A 22671-nucleotide genomic window follows, 5' to 3' on the forward strand; every position below is an offset into this window, starting at 1 on the left:
GGTTATACCCCGTTTTACGCACTCCGCCTGAAGACGTGCCACACACTGGCAGATAGCGCCGGCACCCAAGCTCATCATCATACCGAGCCCGCGCCCGGCATTATAGGGGCAGGCAGTATGTCGCGCCTCCTCGAGAAAGACCCGATTTGTTGTCCAGCGAGACATTTAAAAGAGTTGCTAGAAGAGTTGCCTCACGGTGCACAGAACATGGCGTGCAACCTCGGCTTCTCTCCGGTGGCATTCATAGGCGCATGTCACCGCGCGGGGGTAACCCATGCGTGGCTCGCTGGGCCAACGCCATGATGACGCCACCCGCCAGCACCAGGGCTACTAACGCGCCCCGCAACCCGATCATTTCAGCCAATAATCCGATCATCGGCGGCCCGCCCAGCAAACTCACGTAGCCGAGCATTGTAACGGCGGCAATGCCTCCTGCCGGCGACATGACACCGCTGCGCCCGGCGCAGCCGATCAGACATGGATATACCGTGGAGAGTCCCAGCCCGGTCATGGCGAAGCCGGTGATCGCCGCCATCGGCGTCGCCACGCCTATCGCCAGCCCCAGCCCAGCAATCGCCAACGCCGCGCCGATACGCAATACCATCACGCTCGAGACGGCGTCCAGCCAGCGGTCCCCCACCAGCCGCCCACCGGCCATGAGCGCGGCAAACAGTGCCAGCCCCAGCGCGGCGCGCCCTCCTGGCGCACCCAGCTCGGTCATGTAGATAGCCGACCAGTCGGTCATGGCGCCCTCGATGAACACGGTGCAGCTGGCCAGCGCTCCCAGCAACCAGACCTGCCCGCGAGGACGCACGATCAGCGGCTCGCTCGCCGGATTGGCCCGCGGCTCAAGCGGCAGCAAGTGCCGGCCCAGCATGGCTACGCCAACCAATGCCAGAGCGGCCAGCAACGGCAGATGGATACCGGGAGACAGTTCCAGTGCCGCAAAGCCTCCCCCAATCAGGGCGCCCGCCATACCGCCCAGGCTGAACATGCCATGAAACGATGACATGATCGAGCGGCGATAACGACGCTCCAGGCTCGCCGCCTGGTCGTTCATGGCCACGTTGAGCAGGCCCTCGCCGGCGCCGAAAACCACCAGCCCCAGCCCCAACATGAAACGACTGGAAGCAAGCCCGATCAGCAAGAGCGAAACGAGCGTGGCGAGGCTGGCGATGATCGTCATCCGACGGCTACCGTAACGCCCATTGAGGTAACCGGAAAACAGCGTCAAACTGAAAGTACCCACGACAGGACACAGCAGCAGCAGGCCGATTTCCGCCTGACCCAGCGATAACGTCTCGCGCAGGTCGGGCAGGCGTACCGCCCAGCTGGTCAAGGCTAGCCCGTTAAGCGCAAAGAAGTAGGCAATCGCCAGGCGCGTCGCTGGCCGGCGGCTGTCAGGCTCTGTTATCGACATGGTGATCGTTTCCTTATGCTCCCCTGGTTACCCGCACACCCCGTGCAGTTTCCCGATGTTTCCCACGCCCTGGACGAGCCCGACGGCCTGCTCGCCGCCGGAGGTTCGCTGACCCCCGCCTGGCTGCTGGCGGCGTACCGGCGCGGCATCTTTCCATGGTTTTCCGAAGGCCAGCCCATCCTGTGGTGGAGCCCTGATCCACGCCTGGTCCTGTTCCCCCAGGAACTCAAGGTGCGCCGCAGCCTAGCCAAACGGGTACGCAACGGTGGATTTCGCGTGACATTCGACAACGCCTTTGCCGAGGTCATGCATGCGTGTGCCACGATCCGCGCCGAGACGGACGGCACCTGGATCACCCCCGAAATGGAAGCGGCCTACTGCGCCTTGCATGACAAGGGATACGCTCATTCGGTGGAAACCTGGCATGAAGGACGCCTGGTCGGCGGTCTGTATGGTATCTCCCTGGGACGGATCTTCTTCGGTGAATCGATGTTTAGTCTCATGCGCGACGCCTCCAAGGTAGCCCTGGTGCACCTGACCCGCCATCTTGGCGCCCACGGCGTCGAGCTGATCGATTGCCAGGTTCACACTACGCACCTTGCCAGCCTTGGGGCACGCGATATCGCCCGCGCCACTTTCATCGACTATCTTGAAAGGCATGCGCATCAGGAGCCGCCGACGGGGCTCTGGTGCGGCCATGTTTTCAGCGATCATGGGAGCCCGTCTCAACGTGAGCAGTAATGCCCCGCACCAACCCGAGCGGGATCTGCGCTTCTTCCTGACCGTACCTCACGGCTGCAGTTACCTGCCCGAGCGTGAAGCCACCACCCTGTTTCTGGATCCTCAGGAGTCTCCGGGACAGGGCGTCTATGATGCGTTGGCCCTGCTAGGCTTTCGCCGTAGTGGACGTCATCTTTATCGTCCGCATTGCGAGGGTTGCCGCGCCTGTGTTTCGGTGCGCATCCCGGTGGAGGACTTCGTCCCCAGCCGTACCCAGCGTAAGCTGATCAACCGCAACCGCGACATCGAAAAGCGTATTCGACTCGCCGAGTACGATGACGAGCATTACGCCCTTTATGCCCGCTACATTCGGGCGCGCCATGCCGATGGCGATATGCACCCGCCCAGCCGCGAGCAGTATCGGACCTTCCTGACGCTCGACCACCCTTACGCTCGGCTGATCGAATTCCGCCTCGACGGTGAGCTGTTGGCCGTGGCCGCCACCGACGTGCTCGGTCACGGCCTCTCCGCCATTTATACCTACTACGATCCTGCCGCGGATCTTGACCGGCGTTCGCTGGGCAGCTATGCGATTCTCTACCAGATCGAGGTGGCTCGCCGCCAGGGCCTGCCGCATGTCTATCTAGGCTACTGGATACAGCAATCCCCGAAAATGAACTACAAACATACTTTTCAGCCGCTTGAATACTTGAACGGTCGTCGCTGGCGACGTCAGATTCCTCACTTCCTCTGACGTTCTTTGCCTTGACGCGCGGCATGCGGCACAATATCGGGCTATCTTCAAAGCCGATGCTGACATGCCTTCGCATGGCAAGCCCCTTCGGCAGCGTAAATTCGAACACTTGAAGATTCGCATTCCGTCTGAATGCGATACCTAACGGACACATGAGGAAACGCCTATATGGCACGTGAAGACCATATCGAAATGGAAGGCGTCATCGTCGACACCCTTCCCAACACCATGTTTCGCGTCGAGCTGGAGAATGGCCACGTCGTGACAGCCCACATTTCGGGCAAGATGCGCAAGAACTATATCCGTATCCTGACCGGTGACAAGGTCAAGGTCGAGCTGACGCCGTACGACCTTTCCAAGGGACGTATCGTTTACCGTTCGCGTTAACCGCAAGCGGCAGCCCCGGACGACAACCACACTGCGGCTCTGTCATTGACGTGATATCGACGTAAAAAAACGCCCCGTCAAATGACAGGGCGTCGTTGTGCAGCAGAAAGGGAGGCAGGTTTAGGCCAGTTCTGCCTCCGTAGCCAGATGTAGCTCGCCATCTTCTACGCTGACATGCACTACCCCGCCATGGTCGGCCAGTTCGCCAAACAGGATCAACTCCGCCAGCGGCTTCTTGAGCTTCTCCTGGATTACGCGCGCCATCGGACGAGCCCCCATTTCAGGATCGTAGCCCTTCTCCGCCAGCCAGGCGCGCGCCTCTTCGTCGACATCCAACTGGACGCGCTTCTCGTCGAGTTGGGCCTGCAGTTCGACCAGGAACTTGTCGACCACGTTGCGCACCACGCCAGGCGCCAGACCGTGGAACTGGATGATGCTGTCCAGACGGTTGCGGAACTCCGGCGAGAAGGTCTTGCGGATGATCTCCATACCATCGGTGGAGTGATCCTGGGTCTTGAAACCGATGGAACGGCGAGCCATCTGCTCGGCCCCGGCGTTTGACGTCATGATGATGATGACATGCCGGAAATCCGCCTCGCGCCCATTGTTGTCGGTCAGGCGGCCGTGATCCATGACCTGCAGCAGCAGATTGAAGACCTCGGGATGCGCCTTCTCGATCTCATCGAGCAGCAGAACGCAGTGCGGCTGCTTGGTGATCGCCTCGGTCAGCAAGCCCCCCTGGTCATACCCGACATAGCCCGGAGGCGCACCGATCAGACGCGACACGGTATGCCGTTCCATATATTCGGACATATCGAAGCGCACCAGCTCGATGCCCATCAACTGGGACAGCTGCTTGGCCACTTCGGTCTTGCCCACCCCGGTCGGTCCGGCGAACAGGAAGCTGCCCACCGGCTTGTCGGGCGCCTTGAGACCGGCACGTGACAGCTTGATTGCCGCCGACAGACTCACGATCGCTTCATCCTGACCGAAGACCAACATCTTCAGATCACGCTCCAGATTCGACAGCAATTTGCGATCGGAGCTACTGACACTCTTCGGCGGTATCCGTGCAATGGATGCCACCACTGCCTCGACCTGCTCGACATCGATGGTCGAAATGCGCATTTCAGGCGGTAACAGCCGCTGATGCGCCCCCGCCTCATCGATCACATCGATGGCCTTGTCTGGCAGGTGGCGATCGTTGATGTAGCGATCGGCCAGGCGCACGGCACTTTCGAGCGCCGCATCGGTGTATTTCAGTGCGTGATGCTCTTCGAAACGACCGCGCAGCCCCTTGAGGATACGGATGGTGTCATCGACGGACGGCTCGGGCACATCGACTTTCTGGAAGCGGCGTGCCAGGGCACGGTCCTTCTCAAAGATACCGCGAAACTCCTGGAACGTGGTCGAACCGATACAGCGCAGCTCACCGGAGGAAAGCAGCGGCTTGAGCAGGTTGGACGCATCCATCACCCCGCCGGACGCCGCACCGGCGCCAATGACGGTATGGATCTCATCGATGAACAAGATCGAGTTCGGCACCTTGCGCAGTTCGGAAAGCAGACTTTTCAGGCGCTTCTCGAAGTCGCCACGATACTTGGTTCCGGCCAGCAAGGCCCCCATGTCGAGCGAGTAGACCACCGCATCGGCAATGACATCGGGCACGTCTTCTTCCACGATCCGCTTGGCCAGGCCCTCGGCGATGGCCGTCTTGCCGACGCCGGCCTCTCCTACCAGCAACGGATTATTCTTGCGCCGCCGGGCCAGGATCTGTACTACGCGCTCCAGCTCATGGTCACGACCGATCAGCGGATCGATCTTACCCAACCGAGCCTGCTCGTTGAGGTTAGTGGCATACCCGTTCAGCGGATGAGCATTGCCCTCCGTGACGCCTTCCTCCGCCTCTTCCGACTCTTGAGACGCGGAGGATGGCTGGCCATGACCGGCCACCTTGGAGATACCATGCGCGATGTAGTTGACCGCATCGACACGCGCCACGTTCTGCTGCTTGAGGAAGTAAACCGCCTGACTTTCCTGTTCGGAGAAGATCGCCACCAGCACGTTGGCGCCGGTCACTTCGGACTTGCCGGATGATTGCACATGGAAGACGGCACGTTGCAGTACGCGCTGGAAACCCAGGGTCGGCTGGGTTTCGCGGTCTTCCTGCTCATCGGGAATCAGCGGTGTAGTGGAATTGATGAAATCCTGAAGATCAGCACGCAACTTTTCCAGGTTGGCACCACATGCACGCAACACATCAGCAGCAGAGGCGTTGTCCAGCAGGGCCAGCAGCAGGTGCTCCACGGTCATGAACTCGTGTCGCTTGGAACGCGCCACGGTGAAAGCCGTGTTCAGGGTGAGTTCAAGTTCTTTGCTCAGCATGGCAGTCCCCTTTTAGCCGCCTCGGGCATCAATCGGCACTTTCACAATCGGGCACAAACAGAAGATACGCAAGTGGCACGCGCAACAAACGCGTCACGCCACGCTTCAATCGGCCCTGTCGATATCGCACAGCAGAGGATGCTGGCACTCCCGGGCGTATTGATTGACCTGATGGCACTTGGTTTCCGCGATATCGCGGGTAAAGATGCCGCAGGTCGCCTTACCTTGAGTATGGACGGCCAACATGATCTGTACCGCCTTCTCGCTCTCCATGGCAAAAAAAGTTTGCAGCACCTCGACGACAAACTCCATAGGCGTAAAGTCGTCATTGTGCAGCACGACCTTGTACATCGGCGGTGGGGCCAGTGCAGGATCGCTGGGCCTAACCGCCACATCGCCCTGCTCGTCCCCGTCGGGGTCGGGCGGGCGAGTCATGCCAGCCTTCATTGCTGACATCGTCAAGCGACTCAAGAAATCATAGTCTGTTTCGAACATAAGTGGCTGAATCCATAAATTCATGCCAGGCACAACGAAAAACAACTGCAACGAAGGGCATCACAGCGGCTCCCCTCCTGCCCAGCTTAGACGTTTCTTTGACGCCTGGGTTCCTTGAAGATGGCGCCGGTACCGGGCGGATGCAAGGCCCTGACGCAAAAAGCCTCGTCCGCCCACCCGCGAAAAACGCAAACAGGCCCATGTAGGACATGGGCCTGTTTCGTTAACGGCGCGTCATCCCCGCCAGGCAACCCCCTGATTGACCCCGACAGGGTTGCCTGCGCTTCAGGCGATCAGCCCTTGGAAAGCTTCATCAACGCCGCGTTGAGAGTTTCGCTCGGGCGCATGGCCTGACTGGCCCGTTCGCCATTCGGATGGAAGTAACCACCGATATCCACCGGCTGACCCTGTACCGCATTGAGCTCACCTACGATGGTCGCCTCCTGAGCTTCCAGGGTGTTGGCCAGGTCGGCAAACTGCGCCTGCAGCTCGGCATCCTCGTTCTGCGCAGCCAAGGCCTGGGCCCAGTAGAACGCCAAGTAGAAATGACTGCCACGATTATCAAGCTCACCGACCTTACGAGAGGGCGACTTGTTGCTATCGAGGAACTTGCCGTTGGCCTCATCCAGCGTTTTGGCCAGCACCTTGGCCTTGGGATTACCGAAGGTACTGCCCAAATGCTCGAGAGAGGCGGATAGCGCGAGGAATTCGCCCAGCGAGTCCCAGCGCAGATGATTCTCCTCAAGGAACTGCTGGACGTGCTTGGGCGCACTGCCGCCGGCCCCGGTCTCGAACAGACCCCCACCGTTCATCAGCGGTACGATGGACAGCATCTTGGCACTGGTTCCCAGCTCCATGATCGGGAACAGGTCGGTCAGGTAGTCGCGCAACACGTTACCGGTGACGGAAATGGTGTCCTTACCGGCGCGGGTGCGCTCCAGCGAGAAGCGCATGGCCTCTTCGGGGGCCATGATGCGAATATCCAGGCCATCGGTATCATGGGCCTTCAGATAGCGCTCGACCTTCTGGATCAATTGGGCGTCGTGAGCACGATTGGCATCCAGCCAGAATATCGCAGGCACGCCGCTCTCGCGGGCACGGTTGACTGCCAGCTTGACCCAGTCCTGAATGGGCGCGTCCTTGGTCTGACACATGCGCCAGATATCTCCCTTCTCGACGCGATGCTCGAGCAGGACATTGCCGCTTGCGTCGGTGACGCGCACGGTACCCTCGGTCGGGATCTGGAAGGTCTTGTCGTGGGAGCCGTACTCTTCCGCCTTCTGCGCCATCAGACCGACGTTGGGTACGCTACCCATGGTGGTCGGATCGAAAGCGCCATTCTTCTTGCAGTCCTCGATGACGGCCTGATAGATACCGGCATAGCTGCGATCCGGAATCACCGCCTTGGTGTCGTGCAACTGGTCGTCGGCTCCCCACATCTTGCCGGAGTCGCGAATCATGGCCGGCATCGAGGCATCGACGATCACATCACTGGGCACATGCAGGTTGGTGATGCCCTTATGGGAGTTGACCATGGCCAGCGGCGGACGTTCGGCATACAGCGCCTGGATGTCGGCCTCGATCGCGGCCTGCTTATCGTCGGGCAGCGACTTGATCGTCGCGTAAAGATCACCGATACCGTTAGTCGGATCGAACCCGACCTGCTCCAGCGCCTCGGCGTGCTTGGTCAGCACGTCCTGGTAGAATTCGCTGACCACCATGCCGAACATGATCGGGTCGGAGACCTTCATCATGGTCGCCTTGAGATGCAGCGAGAACAGCACATCCTTGGCCTTGGCATCATTGATTTCATCGGCGACGAAGCTGCGCAGAGCATTGCAGCTCATCACGGCGCCGTCGACCACCTCACCGGCGAGTACGGGCGTTTTTTCCTTGAGGACGGTACTGCTGCCATCCTCACTCACCAGCTCGATCTTCAGGCTGCCTTCGGCCTCGATCAACGCGGACTTTTCACTGCCGTAGAAATCCCCTTCGCTCATGTGAGCGACGTGGGATTTGGAATCACCGCTCCACTCGCCCATGCGGTGCGGATACTTGCGGGCATAATTCTTGACGGACAGCGGCGCCCGACGATCGGAGTTGCCTTCCCTCAGTACCGGGTTGACCGCGCTGCCCTTGACCTTGTCGTAGCGCGCCTTGACGTCCTTCTCCTGGGCGTTCTGGGGCTCTTCGGGGTAGTTTGGCAGCTTGTAGCCCTGCTGCTGCAATTCCCGGATGGCGGCCTTGAGCTGGGGAGTCGAGGCGCTGATGTTGGGCAGCTTGATGATGTTGGCTTCCGGCGTGGTGGCCAGTTCGCCGAGTTCGGCCAGGTGATCGCCGAGTTGCTGGTCTTCGCTCAGGTAATCGGGAAACTTGGAGATGATCCGGCCGGCCAGCGAGATATCCCGGGTTTCCACCTCGATGCCGGCGGTATCGGTAAAGGCATCGATAATCGGCAGCAGCGAATAGGTCGCCAGCGCGGGAGCCTCGTCGGTGAGCGTATAGATGATCTTCGGCGTTTTGGACATCTTTGCGTTAACCTCTCTTATCACAGCAATTGCATGAATCTTGAGCGGTGGGGGTTGGATCTGGAATACCAGGAAGCCCGTACCGGATATTCGGCAGTCCGGCTCGCCCAGCGACATGAAAGCGCCCAGGTTTCATGCAGGGATTGAATTCAGTGGGCCCAGTGTGGCAGCAGTACAATGATCGCCCGGAGTATATCAGTGCAGCAGTTCATGCGCACATACAGCGGCTGTTCTGGTGGATAATGCCAGGGAAGCATTACGGGTATCTTATCGCGTAAAGTAGCGATCGAGGGTGGCCTGGGCCGCTTCTGTTCACGGCACCTGCCGCGCTGCAGCCGACATGGCAGATAGCCTCGCGACCCCCGACCGGAGCAGGCTTTCCCGGTAACCCGACGACACGGTCGTGATTTCGGCCTCAATGGATCCAAACGGCACCCTAGATGAGCACCCTCTATCTGCTGAACAAGCCTTATCGCATGCTCTCGCAGTTTACCGACAGCCGGGGCCGCGCCACCCTCGCCGACATGTTTTGCGTGCCTGGCGCCTACCCTGCGGGACGCCTCGATTACGACTCCGAGGGCTTGCTGCTGCTTACCGATGACGGCGCCCTGGCCCATCGCATCAGCCACCCCGACCACAAGCAGCCCAAGACCTACTGGGTGCAAGTGGAGGGCGTTCCGGACGAGAAAGCCCTGCTCGAGCTGCGCCGCGGCGTGACGCTCAACGACGGCCCGACCCGACCCGCCAAGGTGAAGCGGATCGCCGCTGCGGGCCTGCCCGAGCGTGACCCACCCATTCGCAGCCGAGACAATGTCCCCACCGCCTGGCTGGAACTGACAATCAGCGAAGGTCGCAACCGTCAGGTCAGGCGCATGACCGCGCATGTCGGGCATCCCACGCTACGCCTGATCCGCATGGCCATCGGCCCCTGGCGCCTCGATGAGCTGGCCCCGGGAGAATGGCGTGCCGAAACCCTGCATGCACCCAAGACGCCCACGAAGCGCTCGTCCCGACGCGCCTCGTCATCCCGTCCGCCCCAGGAGCGAAGACGCCAATGAAACGCTGGACACCCCGAGTCACCGTAGCTTCCGTGGTCGAGCGCGCCGGCCGCTACCTGATGGTCGAAGAAGACAAGGGCGGGCCCTTCAGTCTCTTCAACCAGCCGGCCGGACATCTCGAGCCCAACGAGCGGCTGATACACGCCGCGGAGCGTGAAGTCCGTGAGGAATCCGCTTGGCAGGTGGCGATTACCCATTATCTGGGGCTGTATATTTTTACTGCCCCCGAGGGTCTGGTCTTTCATAGCCATACATTCGTCGGCCTGCCGCTGGCACACCTCGATACGCCTTTGGATACCGATATCGTCGCGGCCCACTGGCTGACATTGGACGAAATCGACGACCTGCATCGCGCCGGGCGCCTGCGCAGCGCCCTGGTCATGCAACGCCTGCACGACCTGCGCAGGGGACGCCAGTTCCCCCTCGACGTCATCCGGGAGCGCTGATGCTCGAAGCGACATGCCGACTTCAGGTATAATCCCGCATTCTATTTCCACCTTTCCCATCCGGGAGCGACAATTCCGAGAATGACTATGTCTCAACCCACGGGATCTCAAGCCTCGGACAAGGTCATCGTCGGCATGTCCGGCGGTGTCGATTCCTCCGTTTCCGCGCTGCTGTTGCTCGAACAGGGTTACCAAGTCGAAGGTCTGTTCATGAAGAACTGGGACGAGGACGACGGCACCGAGTACTGCACCGCCAAGGAGGATCTGGCTGACGCCCAGGCCGTGTGCGACAGGCTGGGCATTGCGTTGCATACCGCCAACTTCGCGGCCGAATACTGGGACAACGTCTTCGAGCACTTCCTGGCCGAATATCGCGCCGGCCGCACACCGAACCCGGACATCCTGTGCAACCGGGAGATCAAGTTCAAGGTCTTCCTGGAATATGCCGAGATGCTCGGCGCCGAGCGGATCGCCACCGGGCACTACGTGCGCCGCGGTGAGCGGGATGGCCGGCCGCGCCTGCTCAAGGGGCTCGATGCCAACAAGGATCAGAGTTACTTCCTGCATGCCGTACCCGAAGCCGCCATCGCTCGCACATTGTTCCCGGTCGGCGAGCTAGAGAAGCCCGTCGTGCGCGAACTCGCCGAGCGTCACGGGTTGGCCACCGCGCGCAAGAAGGATTCGACCGGTATCTGCTTCATTGGCGAACGTCGCTTCCGTGACTTTCTACAGCAGTACCTGCCGGCCCAGCCCGGCCGGATCGAGACCCCCGAAGGCGATGTCATCGGTGAACATATGGGGCTGATGTATTACACCCTCGGCCAGCGCCAAGGCCTGGGTATCGGTGGCATCAATGGCTACCCCGAAGAGCCCTGGTACGTTGCCGGCAAGAATCTCGAACGCAACGTGCTGATCGCCGTACAGGGCAAGCATCATCCGCTGTTGTATACCGACAGCCTGACGACCGAAGCCATGGATTGGGTGTCCCACGAACCGCCGGCCGCCGACGTTCGTCTCACCGCCAAGACCCGCTATCGTCAGAGCGATGTTCCCTGCCATGTGCAGGTACGTGCCGATGGGGGTGTGGACGTGCGGTTCGAGGATGCCCAGCGCGCCGTGACGCCCGGTCAGTCGCTGGTGCTCTATGCCGATGATATCTGCCTGGGTGGCGGCGTGATTCGTGAAACATGGAACGCCCGGGAGCGCGCCGCATGACCAATACCACGCCGATCCAGAGCGCTCCGGACACGCCCACCGGCCGCCAGGCACTGGCCTTGGCCGGGGTGTTTCAGGCCGCCGCCGTGGTCGACTCGCTGGCGCGTACCGGACAGTGCGACGAGCGGGCCTGGAACACCTTGATCCGCGCCACGACCGAAACCGACCCCGAAAGCTTCGAAGCGATCTATGGCGGCCATCACAACAATTTGCGCCTGGGCATCGATGTTCTCGAGGCGATTCTCACCCGTCAGCGTACCGACCCGGCAGTCATGCGCTACGGTTTCTCGTTGCTGCTACTGATGCAGAAACTGCGCAAGCAGCCGGAGATGATGTCGACACTGGGCGAACGGCTGGGGCGCATTCAGGGCCAGGCTCGGCATTTCGGCGACACTCACGAGAACGTGATCGCCAGTCTCGGTGAACTCTACCAGAACACGCTTTCCACCTTCCGCTATCGGATCGTGGTGCAAGGCGACTCCGGCCTGCTCCAGCAGCGGATGATGCCCGAGCGCGTGCGGGCGGCATTGCTCGCGGGCATTCGCTTTGCGCTGCTCTGGCATCAGCAAGGCGGCCGGCGCTGGAAATTGCTGATGGCCCGCGGTCCCATGAAGAAAGCATTGAATGAACTGGATCGCCGCTAGGGCCTGATCCGTTTGCCATATGACACATGGCATGTCTTGCAGGTAGAGGCGGCGAGCCCGGCGCAACCGCACGCTCACGCCGACACTCGCCTAAGCTGACCCGGGCGATCGCCGGTCGCCGTGAGCGTCGTCCATTCCATTATCGTCATGAATCCGGAAACCATCATGCAGCTCTCCTCTCTTACCGCTCTGTCCCCCGTCGATGGCCGCTACGCCAGTAAAGCCGAGGCCCTGCGCGAACATTTCAGCGAATTCGGCCTGATCCGCGCACGCGTCAACGTCGAGGTGCGCTGGCTCGAACGGCTCGCCGCCCATCCGCAGATCCAGGAAGTCCCCTCCCTGTCTGCCGAGGCCAAGGCGTTTCTGGATTCGTTGCTTGCCGGCTTCGATGTCGCGGATGCCCAGCGCATCAAAGAGATCGAGCGCACCACCAATCACGATGTCAAGGCGGTGGAATACTTTCTCAAGGAACGCATTGCGCATAACGCCGAGCTGCATGCCGTCACCGAATTCATCCACTTCGCCTGTACCAGCGAGGATATCAACAACCTCTCGCACGGTTTGATGTTGAAGGGCGGCCTGGACGTGTTGCTGCCGGCGATGCATGACATCGTCACTGCAGTGGAGAAACTGGCCCATGAGCACGCCGCGCAGCCGATGCTGTCACGCACGCATGGTCAGACCGCCAGCCCCACCACGCTGGGCAAGGAGATGGCCAACGTCGCCTATCGTCTGCGCCGACAACTCAAGCAGATCGAATCCGTCGAGCTGCTGGGCAAGATCAACGGCGCAGTAGGCAACTACAATGCCCACCTGGCCACCTATCCGCAGATCGACTGGGACGAGAACGCCCAGCGCTTCGTCGAAGAATTGGGATTGAGCTTCAACCCCTACACGACCCAGATCGAACCTCACGATTACATTGCCGAGCTGTTCGATGCCGTGTGTCGCTTCAATACGATCCTGATCGACTTCGACCGAGACGTGTGGGGCTACATTTCGCTGGGCTACTTCAAGCAGCGTACCGTCGAGGGCGAAATCGGCTCCTCGACCATGCCGCACAAGGTCAATCCCATCGATTTCGAAAACTCCGAGGGTAACCTGGGACTCGCCAATGCGATCCTTGGCCATCTGGCCCAGAAGCTGCCGATTTCCCGTTGGCAGCGCGATCTCACCGACTCCACGGTGCTGCGCAATCTGGGCGTGGGACTGGCCTACGGCCTGATTGCCTACCAGGCTACGCTCAAGGGCGTTTCCAAGCTGGAAGCCAATCCGGCGCGCCTGGCACAGGATCTCGACAACAGTTGGGAAGTGCTCGCCGAGCCGATTCAGACCGTCATGCGTCGCTACGGCATCGAAAAGCCCTACGAGAAGCTCAAGGAACTGACTCGCGGCAAGCGTATCGATCAGGCCGGCTTTGCCGCCTTCATCGATACGCTGGCACTCCCCGACGAGGTCAAGGTCGAGCTCAAGGCGCTGACGCCGGCAACCTATATCGGCAATGCCACCGTTCAGGCCCGAGCCCTGTAATTTTATTACCCCAGCGTGAATCCGGCACCGGCGTCAGAGAAAGCTCCCGGTGCCTGTCTTTCATCTACGCTGGTGAACACATTGCAGCGAGAGAGAATGAGATGCCCGCCAATACGCCCCTGACCCTGCTCGGCGGACGCTCCGCCGCTCAGTTCCTGACCGAATACTGGCAGAAGAAGCCGCTACTGATCCGTGGCGCACTGCCCGACTTTACTAGCCCCCTGTCACCCGATGAACTCGCGGGCCTGGCCTGTGAGGAGGGAATCGAGGCACGCCTGGTCGAGGAACATGGCCCCGACAAGGCCTGGCAGGTCAGCCACGGCCCCTTCGATGACGCGACCTTCGCCCGCCTGCCCGAACGGGACTGGACGCTGCTGGTCCAGGCCGTGGACCACTACGTTCCCGACGTCGCCGCCCTGCTCGAGCAGTTCGATTTCCTGCCCAGCTGGCGCCTCGATGACATCATGGTCAGCTACGCGCCGCCCGGTGGCAGCGTGGGCCCGCACGTCGATCATTATGACGTCTTTCTGTTGCAGGCCAGCGGCACCCGGCGCTGGCAACTGGGCGGCATGACGCAGGACGACACGCCGATTCTCGAAGGTATCGATCTGCGGATACTCGAACGTTTCGACGTCACTCCCGGCGAAGATTGGATTCTCGAGCCCGGGGATATGCTCTATCTTCCGCCGCGGCTTGCGCACCACGGCGTCAGCCAGTCCGAGGATTGCATGACGATTTCGGTTGGCTTTCGCGCCCCCTCAGCCGATGAAGTCGTCACCTCCTACGCCGACTATCGTGGTGAACAGCTACCCGAATCATGGCGCTATAGCGACGCCGATCTCGCCCCGCCACTTCATATCGGCGAGATCGACAGCGAAGCGGTGGACCGGGTGCGCGCGCTTCTGCTGGCGACTCTCGACGATCCCGCTCAGATCCTGCAGTGGTTCGGGCGTACCATGACCCAGCCCAAGTATGCCGATCAGTTGGCAGCGCTTGAGGAGCCGGTCGATGCCGAGGAGGTCGAAGCCTGGTTGCGCGATGGCGGCAGCCTTGAACGTTCGCTGGGCTCGCGCTTTGCGTTTCGCGATCTCGATGACGCTGACGCTGACGCTACGCTGTTCGTCGACGGCGATGGTCTCGACTGCTCCTCCCGCCTGGCGCGGCATCTCGCCTCGGGCGATATCATCGATGCCACGATTCTGCGCGAGCCGGACGCCTCGACTCTGCTGGCCAGCCTGCTTAACCGTGGCAGCCTGACATGGCCGATGGATGATGCCGACAGTGAAGAGGAAAATAGCGCATGAATTGCGCCACGGTACATGTCGAGATTCGTAGGGGCGACTGGCAGGATCTCGGCACGATGTGTGGCGAGATTCGTCGTCGCGTGTTCATCGAAGAGCAAAGGGTGCCAGAAGCGGAAGAGTGGGACGGTCGCGATCCGGATTGCCTGCACTTTCTATTGCTCGGGGATGATCGCCCCCTGGGGACGGCACGCCTGCTGCCCGACGGGCATGTCGGACGCGTCGCCGTGCTCGATGAGGCCCGTGGGCAAGGATTAGGTCTGCTATTGATGCAGGCCGCCATCGAAGCCGCCGCGAACGCCGGCCATGCCGAAGTGGTGCTCGACGCTCAACTCCACGCCCTGCCTTTCTATCGACGCCTAGGCTTCGAGGCTTTCGGTCCTGAGTTCCTCGATGCCGGGATTCCCCACCGCAGCATGCGCTTGGCACTCGCCTGATAGCTATTTGCGCGCCCCCGCGGAACACGACTACAAGATGGTCTCTCAAACAGTCGTCTTGTAGTCAAACTACAACGCTTCCTGCCCCTAAGTAATAATTGTTGGGCCGCGCCATCCTGGGTGATAGTCCTTGCCAGGACGTGAGAACAACAGTTGTCGAAGCATGCGTTTCACCGTGCTTGTAGTGAAACATTCGACAGGGTTTTCTCCGCGTTTTCTTCGACCGATCCACATCGACCTGGTCGAGCCTGGAGAGGCTTCACAGCGTCATAAGCCACCAGACTCAACCCTGTGTCGCCAAGGTCTTCAGGCAACATCGCTTCTCAATGAATTAAGGATGGCACCATGTCAGCTTACCAAGACGATCTCAACGCCATAGCACGACTGCGCGATGCCCAAGGTGGCACCTGGGACAATATCAATCCCGAATATGCCGCGCGCATGAAGATCCAGAACCGCTTCAGAACCGGCCTGGACATCGCCCGCTATACCGCCAAGATCATGCGTCAGGACATGGCCGAGTATGATGCCGACACCTCCCAATACACTCAGTCTCTGGGCTGCTGGCATGGCTTCATCGGTCAGCAGAAGATGCTGGCGGTCAAGCGCCACCACGGCACCACCAAGAAGCGTTACCTCTATCTGTCGGGCTGGATGGTCGCCGCCATGCGCTCCGAGTTCGGCCCGCTGCCCGATCAGTCCATGCACGAGAAGACCAGCGTGCCGGCCCTGATCGAGGAGCTGTATACCTTCCTGCGTCAGGCCGACGCTCGCGAACTGGGCCACCTGTTCCACGACCTGGACGACGCCCACGCCAAGGGCGATGAGGTCAGCGCACGCAAGATCCAGGACCAGATCGACAACTACGAGACGCACGTCGTGCCGATCATCGCCGACATCGATGCCGGCTTCGGTAACGAAGAAGCCACCTACCTGCTGGCCAAGAAGATGATCGAAGCCGGGGCCTGCTGCATCCAGATAGAGAACCAGGTTTCCGATGCCAAGCAGTGCGGTCACCAGGACGGCAAGGTCACCGTGCCCCACGAGGACTTCATCGCCAAGATCAATGCCGTGCGTTACGCCTTTCTTGAACTCGGCGTCGAGGATGGCGTGATCGTCGCGCGCACCGACTCGCTGGGTGCCGGCCTGACCCAGAAGGTGCCGGTCTCCCAGGAGCCCGGCGACCTGGCCTACCAGTACAACAGTTTCCTCGACACCACTCCGGTGGCCTCGGCCGACGACGTGGTCGAAGGTGACATGGTCATCAAGCTGGACGGCCAGCTGCGCAAGCCGGTGCGGTTGCCCAATGGCCTGTATAAGTTCCGTCAGGGCAGTGGTGAGGATCGTGTGGTACTGGACTGCATCACTTCCCTGCAGAACGGCGCCGACCTGTTGTGGATCGAGACCGAGAAACCCCATGTCGGTCAGATCGCGAGCATGGTCGACCGCATCCGTGAGACGGTCCCGAACGCCAAGCTGGTCTACAACAACTCACCGTCCTTCAACTGGACCCTGAACTTCCGTCAACAGGTGTTCGACGCTTGGCAGCAGGAAGGCAAGGACGTCTCGGCTTACGATCGCGCCAAGCTGATGAGCGCCGAATACGACGATACCGAACTGGCCTCGGTCGCCGACGAGTGGACGCGCAACTTCCAGCGCGACGGCTCGCGCGATGCCGGTATCTTCCACCACTTGATCACCCTGCCGACCTACCACACTGCGGCGCTGTCCACCGACGACTTGGCCAAGGGCTACTTCGGTGACGAAGGCATGCTGGCGTATGTGGCGGGTGTACAGCGTCAGGAGCTTCGCAAGGGCTTGGCCAGCGTCAAGCACCAGGATATGGCTGGCTCCAACCTGGGAGACGATCACAAGGAGTACTTCTCCGGCGAAGGCGCCTTGAAGGCCGGCGGCAAGGACAACACCATGAATCAGTTCGGCTGATAGCCGCCAGACGAGGTTTGGCGGACAAATTCGATAACACGCCATAAGCCAAACGAACGACCTTAGAATAAAAATTGCATCTGGGAGGCTTGGCCTCCCTTTTTTACATTTCCTTCCTAAGCTGTTCTTGTTGTCTGCTCTATCTTTCGTTCATGCTGAACAGGCGCTGCATAATTTCCATGACTGCCGGGGACACTTTTTGCCAAGAGGGTGGTCGAAGTGTACCAAGCAGGTCAAACTATTTTTCGAACAGTGTTTTTATATTATGCTGGCAGGAAAGCCCGGCATAAAATCGCAAGGAGTTCCCATGAAGCGTTACCTCCCCATCCTCGCCTTGAGCGTATTGACTCTTGCAGGCTGCGCCAATACTGCGCCCTATTCGGGAGATGTGTACACCGGCAACCAGGCCAAGACCGGCCAGACCGTGACCTACGGCACGATCGTCTCTCTGCGTCAGGTACAGATTCAGGCCAATGATGAAAGTGGTGGCGTGCTGGGCGGACTCGGGGGTGCCGTGGTAGGCGGCCTACTGGGCAACCAGGTCGGCGGCGGTTCCGGACGGACCATTGCCACCGCCGTGGGGGCCATCGGGGGAAGCGTCGCCGGTCGCAAGACAGAAGATGCCGCCAACCGCACTACCGCCTGGGAAATGGAAATCCGGCGTGATAGCGGAGACAACGTCATCGTCGTGCAACGCGCCGACCGCGATTGGCAAGTCGGCCAGCGAGTACGCCTAGTAGGTAGCGGCGCTAACCTGAGCGTTGCGCCTTATTGAAAATGCTGATCTAGAGCATTCGAACTTTCTGTCATCTATACCCAACAACGGCGCCATGAGGCGCCGTTGTTGGGTGAATTCTCGGCTTCCTGGCCTCGAGTCTATCCTCGCCCATTTACATACGCTATTGTATGTAGGGTACGCTCGCACAAGGACAGGATGGTTCATGGATACAGAACGCCAATCGCAACATCTCGCTCTCGCATTTCTTCTCAGTACGTTGGCCGCTCCGGCTTCCGCCGCAGGGCTGCTATCTTTAAAAGTCGAGAACGACCTCTTCGCCAGCGGCGACGATGGCCACTACACCAATGGTGTGGAGATGATGTGGTCGTTCGAACCCGGCGCCGACCATTGGACCCGCCATCTCGCTGCAGCCCTTCCCGGCTGGACGGCGGACGGCCTCGACAATGTCGTATACCGTTTCGGACAGCAGATCTATACCCCCAACAATATCGACACGCAGCGCCTGATCGAGGACGACCGCCCCTACGCGGGTCTGTTGCTCGGCGGAGTATCGTTGTTTGACGATGTGCAACATGGCGGCTGGCGTCAGGCCAGTAGCCTCCATATGGATATCGGCGTCGTCGGACCGGCGTCGGGTGGTGAGAAAGTACAGCGCAACTTTCACCATCTCATCGGCAGCGAGAAACCCGAAGGTTGGGATCATCAGCTGGAAAACGAGCCTGTCCTCAACGTGGCTTACAAGCGCCATTGGTGGCTCCAGCAGCGCCTTGCCGGCCTGGAGCTAGAGTATGGCCCGAGCCTGGGATTCTCGCTGGGCAACCTTTACACCTACGCGTCCAGCGGCCTGGGATTACGCATCGGAGAGGGTCTCGACCGCAGCTTCGGTATCCCTGCCGTGGCACCCTCGCATGGCGGTCGAATGTATTTTCAGGCTGGCCAGGGGTTTGGTTGGTATGCTTTTGCCAACCTGGAAGGACGTTACATGGCGCACAATCTGCTGCTCGACGGCAACACCTTCGAGGATAGCCATTCGGTAGACCGCCGTGAGTGGGTAGGAGACGCCCAGGCGGGTATTGCGCTTACCTGGAACCAGTGGCAACTGGCCTACACCACCGTGTGGCGCACGCATGAGTTCGAAACCCAGCGCGAGCATGATCAGTTCGGCTCGCTGACCCTATCTACCTGGCTGTAACAGCGCCGTAAAAAACCCCGCGAGACAGCTCGCGGGGTTCTTTACGTCATGTCATGCTCAATGCATCTTGGCCTTGTTCATTCCCCAGCGCACCAGGCGCACACCGAGCCACACCATTAGAGCAAGCAGGATCAAGGTCAACAGCATCGATACCGGATTGATGATGAAAGTTGCACCCAAGATGGCCAATGCCCCGCACCAGACCCAGCGATCATCCGCTCCGTGCTGCAGAATCTTGGGAACGCTGCGATTGACAAAGCGCCCCAACGGACCCTCCCAGGCGCGCAAGGCCAGAAACAGAATCAGTGCGAAGGCGATCAGCCAGATAAGCGTCACGGTCATGTATCGATCTCCTGATAAGGGGTAAAGCTTATATCTTTCCGCGTCAGGCTCGGCCCAACGCGCTAATCAAGTCACAAGGAAGCCGGCCTAGCGCCAAGCGCCATCATCGCTCGACTCAGCCGCGTCCCTTCACCATATGCTGGGCAGCGCGCTGAAAACGACAGGACACAGCGGAGACACTACCTAGCAAATAATCGGCATGGCTATGGCCGGCAGCCAATGCACGGCATAATGCCACGAAGCTCCGGTATCGCCAGGGGCAGATTACCCGCCCCCCGAACACCACGCAACCTGCCTAACAAGGAGTTCATGGTGGAAAGCCCGATAGCTTGGCTGAACCTGATATCCCCTCTCTCGGGCACCGCCAATCTCGGCCTTGTCATGCTGGCGGCGCTGACATCGTGGCTTTCCGCCGCCATGGGCATCGGAGGTGGCACCCTGCTGATCATCAGCATGGCGCAGCTGATGCCGGCTGCGGCATTGATTCCCGTTCACGGGATGGTTCAGTTGGGATCTAATTTGGGTCGTGCCGGCATGACGTGGCGCTATATCGACTGGCCCCGCATTGCGGCGTTCATTCCTGGCGCACTGCTCGGCGCCGTGTTCGCCACCTGGCTGCTGATTCGCCTACCTGCCGCGGTGTTGGAGCTTACCATTGCCGTGTTCGTTTTGCTGATGTGCTGGGGTCCCCCGTTGCCTGCGCGCTCGGTAGGCCGCGGAGGTACTGCGATCGTCGGTCTGGCAACGACTTTTATATCCAGTTTCGTGGGCGCCAGCGGTCCACTAGTGGCAGCCTTCATCAAGCAAGCACATGCCGAGCGCATGCGGCATGTCGCCACCTTCTCCACTGCCATGACACTGCAACATCTAACCAAAGCCTTCGTTTTCGGGGCTGCGGGTTTCGCGTTCCATGATTGGCTAGGGCTGGTGGTCCTGATGGTTGTCGCCGGGGTGATGGGAACCTGGTTGGGGCTGCATTTTCTTGCCCGGCTTAGCGATCAGCGCTTTGACTGGTTGTTCAAAACGATCCTGACGTTACTCGCTCTACGCCTGGTATGGATGGCGCTGATGGAGGGCTGATAGCCCTCGCAAGGTTGAATGCACGTCATGCAATCGCTTCGATACATGAAAAAAAACCCGCCGCCCCTGACAGGGCCGCATCTGCGCGTTACCATTGATAGGACATGCACACACCGAAAGGTTCTTGATAATGCAGATAGCCCAGAATTCCGTAGTCGCCTTCCACTATACGTTGACCAACGACGCGGGTGAGGTGCTGGACAGTTCAGAGGGCCGCGAACCACTGACTTACCTGCATGGCGCCGGCAATATTGTTCCGGGCCTGGAGAAGGAACTGGAAGGTCGTGCGAGCGGCGAAAAATTGCAAGTCACCGTTACGCCCGAAGAAGGTTACGGTGAAAACCAACCGGCTCTGGTTCAGGAAGTCCCGCGTGACGCTTTTCAAGGCGTTGACGATGTGCAGCCCGGCATGCAGTTCCAAGCACAGACCCAGGGCGGGCCATTGATGGTCACCGTGACCAAAGTCGAGGGAGATACGGTTACCGTTGACGGCAATCATCCGCTGGCAGGTGAGACTCTGAACTTTGATGTCGAAATCACTGATGTCCGTGAAGCATCAGCGGAAGAGGCTGAACACGGCCATGTTCATGGTGAAGGTGGCCATCAGCACTAGGCCTTGTCCGGATAATCAGCGAGATAATACCCACCAGTTGGTGGGTATTTTATTTTCAAGGTGGCCTTACACTTCACTCAAATAATATCGATTATACACGTAACACCACATGCCGCTGATTTTTCCCGACACGAATCATCAAGTGCATGTTTATTTCAAATAAAATCCGCTCTCAGGCACAAGACTAATTATCAAAAAGCCGCCCCCATTGTTCATTGATATCTGCGGATTTAAAATTCTTCAGTCCGGCAGTCGGCGTGAAAGTCATTTCCCCGAAGTAGATGGCATCGCGCATCAGATAAAAGTCTACCCGTACAAAAGAGAAGCCTTCTGACAACTCTAAAGCAAGGCTTATGGCTTTATCCATATTCGCAGGTTTCTCTATTTTTATTCCTGTCGTGAAACGGTCTTCTACCACCTCGACCAATTCCCAGCTACAATTATAATAATCCACCTTGTAGTTACTAAAACGATCATGGGTGACCTCAATAAAAACCACCGGAGGGCTACCTTCTTTCCTGAAGCAATAAAACTTGAAATCCTTGGGTATATTCCCTTTTTCATCCAACAATAGCTTTTCAAAGAAAAGCTTTGGCTTTATGTACTTGTAATGCAACTCCCGACTACTATAATAAAAATTGCTGGCCAGCCATTTTTCACTTATTTCGCGCAAATATGTGAATGGATAACGTCCCTTCTCTTTCACGAGAAGATTGTAACCACACCCGTGGTTTGCTTTCATGACAAAACTGCTGGGCAGGTTTTCATAAACGTCAAGCGTCAAACTGTCACAAACGGCATAATGGGGTATCAGATATTGTTCGCCTATTTTTTCTGCGATATACCCTCTAACCTTTATTTTATCGCTTAGTATAGAAAAATTCGTTTCTGGATAAAGCCTTCGATAGCATATTTTATCATTAAACGTTCTAGGGTGTTTAAGGTTAGGGAACACACCAAACGCGCGCCAATATACCATGTATATATAATACTTGTCAGGAATTCTACGCACCACTCCCTTGTAAATCTTTCGGAAATAACGTTTTATAAAAAAAAAATTGAATCCAGGTGTGAGCCTGTTTCTAAAGCATGGAACTCTTTCTTTCTTTCAGTTAGCCCAGGCATCCCTTATCTCCTTATGACGCTGGCAGCAACCCGGCATTCTTGGCTTCGTCGGCTCGAACCACAACGTATACGTGCATAACCTGAAATATGCATAGTGATTGACACACCGAGCAAAGGCCCAGCATTACGGGTTGTTAAATTTCTTTGTCTATAACCTATCGTGAGGCTCTATGTAAAAATATCACGCACACAATGCGCCACCTAACCACGCTACCGCCATGGAATGCCAAGCCATCATTCCGGCGCTCACCCTACAGCATCAGTGCCCCGTCTTTGTGACAAACTCAGAGGAACATTGTTAACTTTGTATACAAAA

General features: G+C 59.1%; 21 protein-coding genes. 15 read left to right on the forward strand and 6 right to left on the reverse strand.

The features are described 5' to 3' along the window. Nucleotides 1-241: 241 nt before the first annotated feature. Complete coding sequence (locus ACW4DH_RS12715; RefSeq protein ID WP_459636763.1) at nt 242-1420, reverse strand: MFS transporter; 1179 nt, start codon at nt 1418-1420, stop codon at nt 242-244. Between the two features lie 15 nt (nt 1421-1435). Here ACW4DH_RS12715 and aat point away from each other — a divergent pair, with 15 nt between their 5' ends. The 3 genes from aat (at nt 1436) to infA (ending at nt 3281) form a co-directional block, all read left to right on the forward strand. Further along, nucleotides 1436-2161 (forward strand): leucyl/phenylalanyl-tRNA--protein transferase, encoded by a 726-nt coding sequence (gene aat / locus ACW4DH_RS12720; RefSeq protein ID WP_459636764.1) that lies wholly within the window; start codon nt 1436-1438, stop codon nt 2159-2161. Continuing rightward, nucleotides 2151-2894, forward strand: a complete 744-nt coding sequence (locus ACW4DH_RS12725) for an arginyltransferase (RefSeq protein ID WP_459636765.1) — start codon at nt 2151-2153, stop codon at nt 2892-2894. Before aat ends, ACW4DH_RS12725 begins: the two co-directional genes overlap by 11 nt. A 168-nt stretch (nt 2895-3062) precedes the next feature. Then, a complete protein-coding gene (infA, locus tag ACW4DH_RS12730; protein WP_007111068.1) occupies nt 3063-3281 on the forward strand; it encodes a translation initiation factor IF-1 in 219 nt (72 codons plus the stop codon). A 120-nt stretch (nt 3282-3401) separates the two neighbouring features. On the opposite strand, the gene clpA is transcribed toward infA, so the two are convergent. The 3 genes from clpA to ACW4DH_RS12745 all read right to left on the reverse strand — a co-directional run bounded on the left by clpA (nt 3402) and on the right by ACW4DH_RS12745 (nt 8689). Next, nucleotides 3402-5666 carry an ATP-dependent Clp protease ATP-binding subunit ClpA gene (clpA, locus tag ACW4DH_RS12735; protein ID WP_459636766.1) on the reverse strand — a complete coding sequence of 755 codons (2265 nt, stop codon included), beginning with the start codon at nt 5664-5666 and terminating at the stop codon, nt 3402-3404. Nucleotides 5667-5771: 105 nt separating this feature from the next. Next, nucleotides 5772-6101 carry an ATP-dependent Clp protease adapter ClpS gene (gene clpS / locus ACW4DH_RS12740; RefSeq protein WP_459636767.1) on the reverse strand — a complete coding sequence of 110 codons (330 nt, stop codon included), beginning with the start codon at nt 6099-6101 and terminating at the stop codon, nt 5772-5774. 353 nt (nt 6102-6454) lie between these two features. Further along, entirely contained in the window at nt 6455-8689 is a 2235-nt protein-coding gene (locus tag ACW4DH_RS12745; protein ID WP_459636768.1) for an NADP-dependent isocitrate dehydrogenase, read from the reverse strand. A 440-nt stretch (nt 8690-9129) separates the two neighbouring features. Here ACW4DH_RS12745 and ACW4DH_RS12750 point away from each other — a divergent pair, with 440 nt between their 5' ends. From ACW4DH_RS12750 to ACW4DH_RS12795, 10 genes are all read left to right on the forward strand, one after another. Continuing rightward, the gene (locus ACW4DH_RS12750; protein ID WP_459636769.1) at nt 9130-9747 is read left to right on the forward strand and encodes a pseudouridine synthase; all 618 of its coding nucleotides are present in this window, start codon (nt 9130-9132) and stop codon (nt 9745-9747) included. Further along, on the forward strand, nt 9744-10193 hold the full coding sequence (locus tag ACW4DH_RS12755) for an NUDIX domain-containing protein (RefSeq protein ID WP_459636770.1): 450 nt from the start codon (nt 9744-9746) through the stop codon (nt 10191-10193). The genes ACW4DH_RS12750 and ACW4DH_RS12755 overlap by 4 nt, the downstream gene beginning before the upstream one ends. 87 nt (nt 10194-10280) lie before the next feature. After that, nucleotides 10281-11408, forward strand: coding sequence for a tRNA 2-thiouridine(34) synthase MnmA (mnmA, locus tag ACW4DH_RS12760; RefSeq protein WP_459636771.1), 1128 nt, complete (start codon nt 10281-10283; stop codon nt 11406-11408). Beyond that, nucleotides 11405-12052, forward strand: coding sequence for a high frequency lysogenization protein HflD (gene hflD / locus ACW4DH_RS12765; protein WP_459636772.1), 648 nt, complete (start codon nt 11405-11407; stop codon nt 12050-12052). Before mnmA ends, hflD begins: the two co-directional genes overlap by 4 nt. Nucleotides 12053-12217: 165 nt before the next feature. Continuing rightward, complete coding sequence (gene purB / locus ACW4DH_RS12770) at nt 12218-13582, forward strand: adenylosuccinate lyase (RefSeq protein ID WP_459636773.1); 1365 nt, start codon at nt 12218-12220, stop codon at nt 13580-13582. 101 nt (nt 13583-13683) lie between these two features. Then, on the forward strand, nt 13684-14886 hold the full coding sequence (locus ACW4DH_RS12775; protein WP_459636774.1) for a JmjC domain-containing protein: 1203 nt from the start codon (nt 13684-13686) through the stop codon (nt 14884-14886). Then, nucleotides 14883-15320, forward strand: coding sequence for a GNAT family N-acetyltransferase (locus ACW4DH_RS12780; protein WP_459636775.1), 438 nt, complete (start codon nt 14883-14885; stop codon nt 15318-15320). Before ACW4DH_RS12775 ends, ACW4DH_RS12780 begins: the two co-directional genes overlap by 4 nt. A 345-nt stretch (nt 15321-15665) precedes the next feature. Next, entirely contained in the window at nt 15666-17264 is a 1599-nt protein-coding gene (locus ACW4DH_RS12785) for an isocitrate lyase (protein WP_459636776.1), read from the forward strand. 307 nt (nt 17265-17571) lie between these two features. Next, a complete protein-coding gene (locus ACW4DH_RS12790) occupies nt 17572-18039 on the forward strand; it encodes an outer membrane lipoprotein (RefSeq protein ID WP_459636777.1) in 468 nt (155 codons plus the stop codon). Nucleotides 18040-18205: 166 nt separating this feature from the next. Then, nucleotides 18206-19195 carry a lipid A deacylase LpxR family protein gene (locus ACW4DH_RS12795; RefSeq protein ID WP_459636778.1) on the forward strand — a complete coding sequence of 330 codons (990 nt, stop codon included), beginning with the start codon at nt 18206-18208 and terminating at the stop codon, nt 19193-19195. 57 nt (nt 19196-19252) lie between these two features. Here ACW4DH_RS12795 and ACW4DH_RS12800 read toward each other — a convergent pair whose 3' ends face one another. Continuing rightward, nucleotides 19253-19537 (reverse strand): hypothetical protein, encoded by a 285-nt coding sequence (locus ACW4DH_RS12800; RefSeq protein ID WP_459636779.1) that lies wholly within the window; start codon nt 19535-19537, stop codon nt 19253-19255. A 312-nt stretch (nt 19538-19849) separates the two neighbouring features. On the opposite strand from ACW4DH_RS12800, the gene ACW4DH_RS12805 reads away from it, so the two are divergent. Beyond that, a complete protein-coding gene (locus ACW4DH_RS12805; RefSeq protein ID WP_459636780.1) occupies nt 19850-20617 on the forward strand; it encodes a sulfite exporter TauE/SafE family protein in 768 nt (255 codons plus the stop codon). A gap of 130 nt (nt 20618-20747) precedes the next feature. Beyond that, nucleotides 20748-21230, forward strand: a complete 483-nt coding sequence (locus tag ACW4DH_RS12810; RefSeq protein WP_459636781.1) for an FKBP-type peptidyl-prolyl cis-trans isomerase — start codon at nt 20748-20750, stop codon at nt 21228-21230. A 184-nt stretch (nt 21231-21414) separates the two neighbouring features. Here ACW4DH_RS12810 and ACW4DH_RS12815 read toward each other — a convergent pair whose 3' ends face one another. Further along, complete coding sequence (locus ACW4DH_RS12815; protein WP_459636782.1) at nt 21415-22209, reverse strand: ATP-grasp fold amidoligase family protein; 795 nt, start codon at nt 22207-22209, stop codon at nt 21415-21417. Nucleotides 22210-22671 lie beyond the last annotated feature (462 nt).

The organism is Halomonas sp. WWR20 (genome assembly GCF_054602495.1).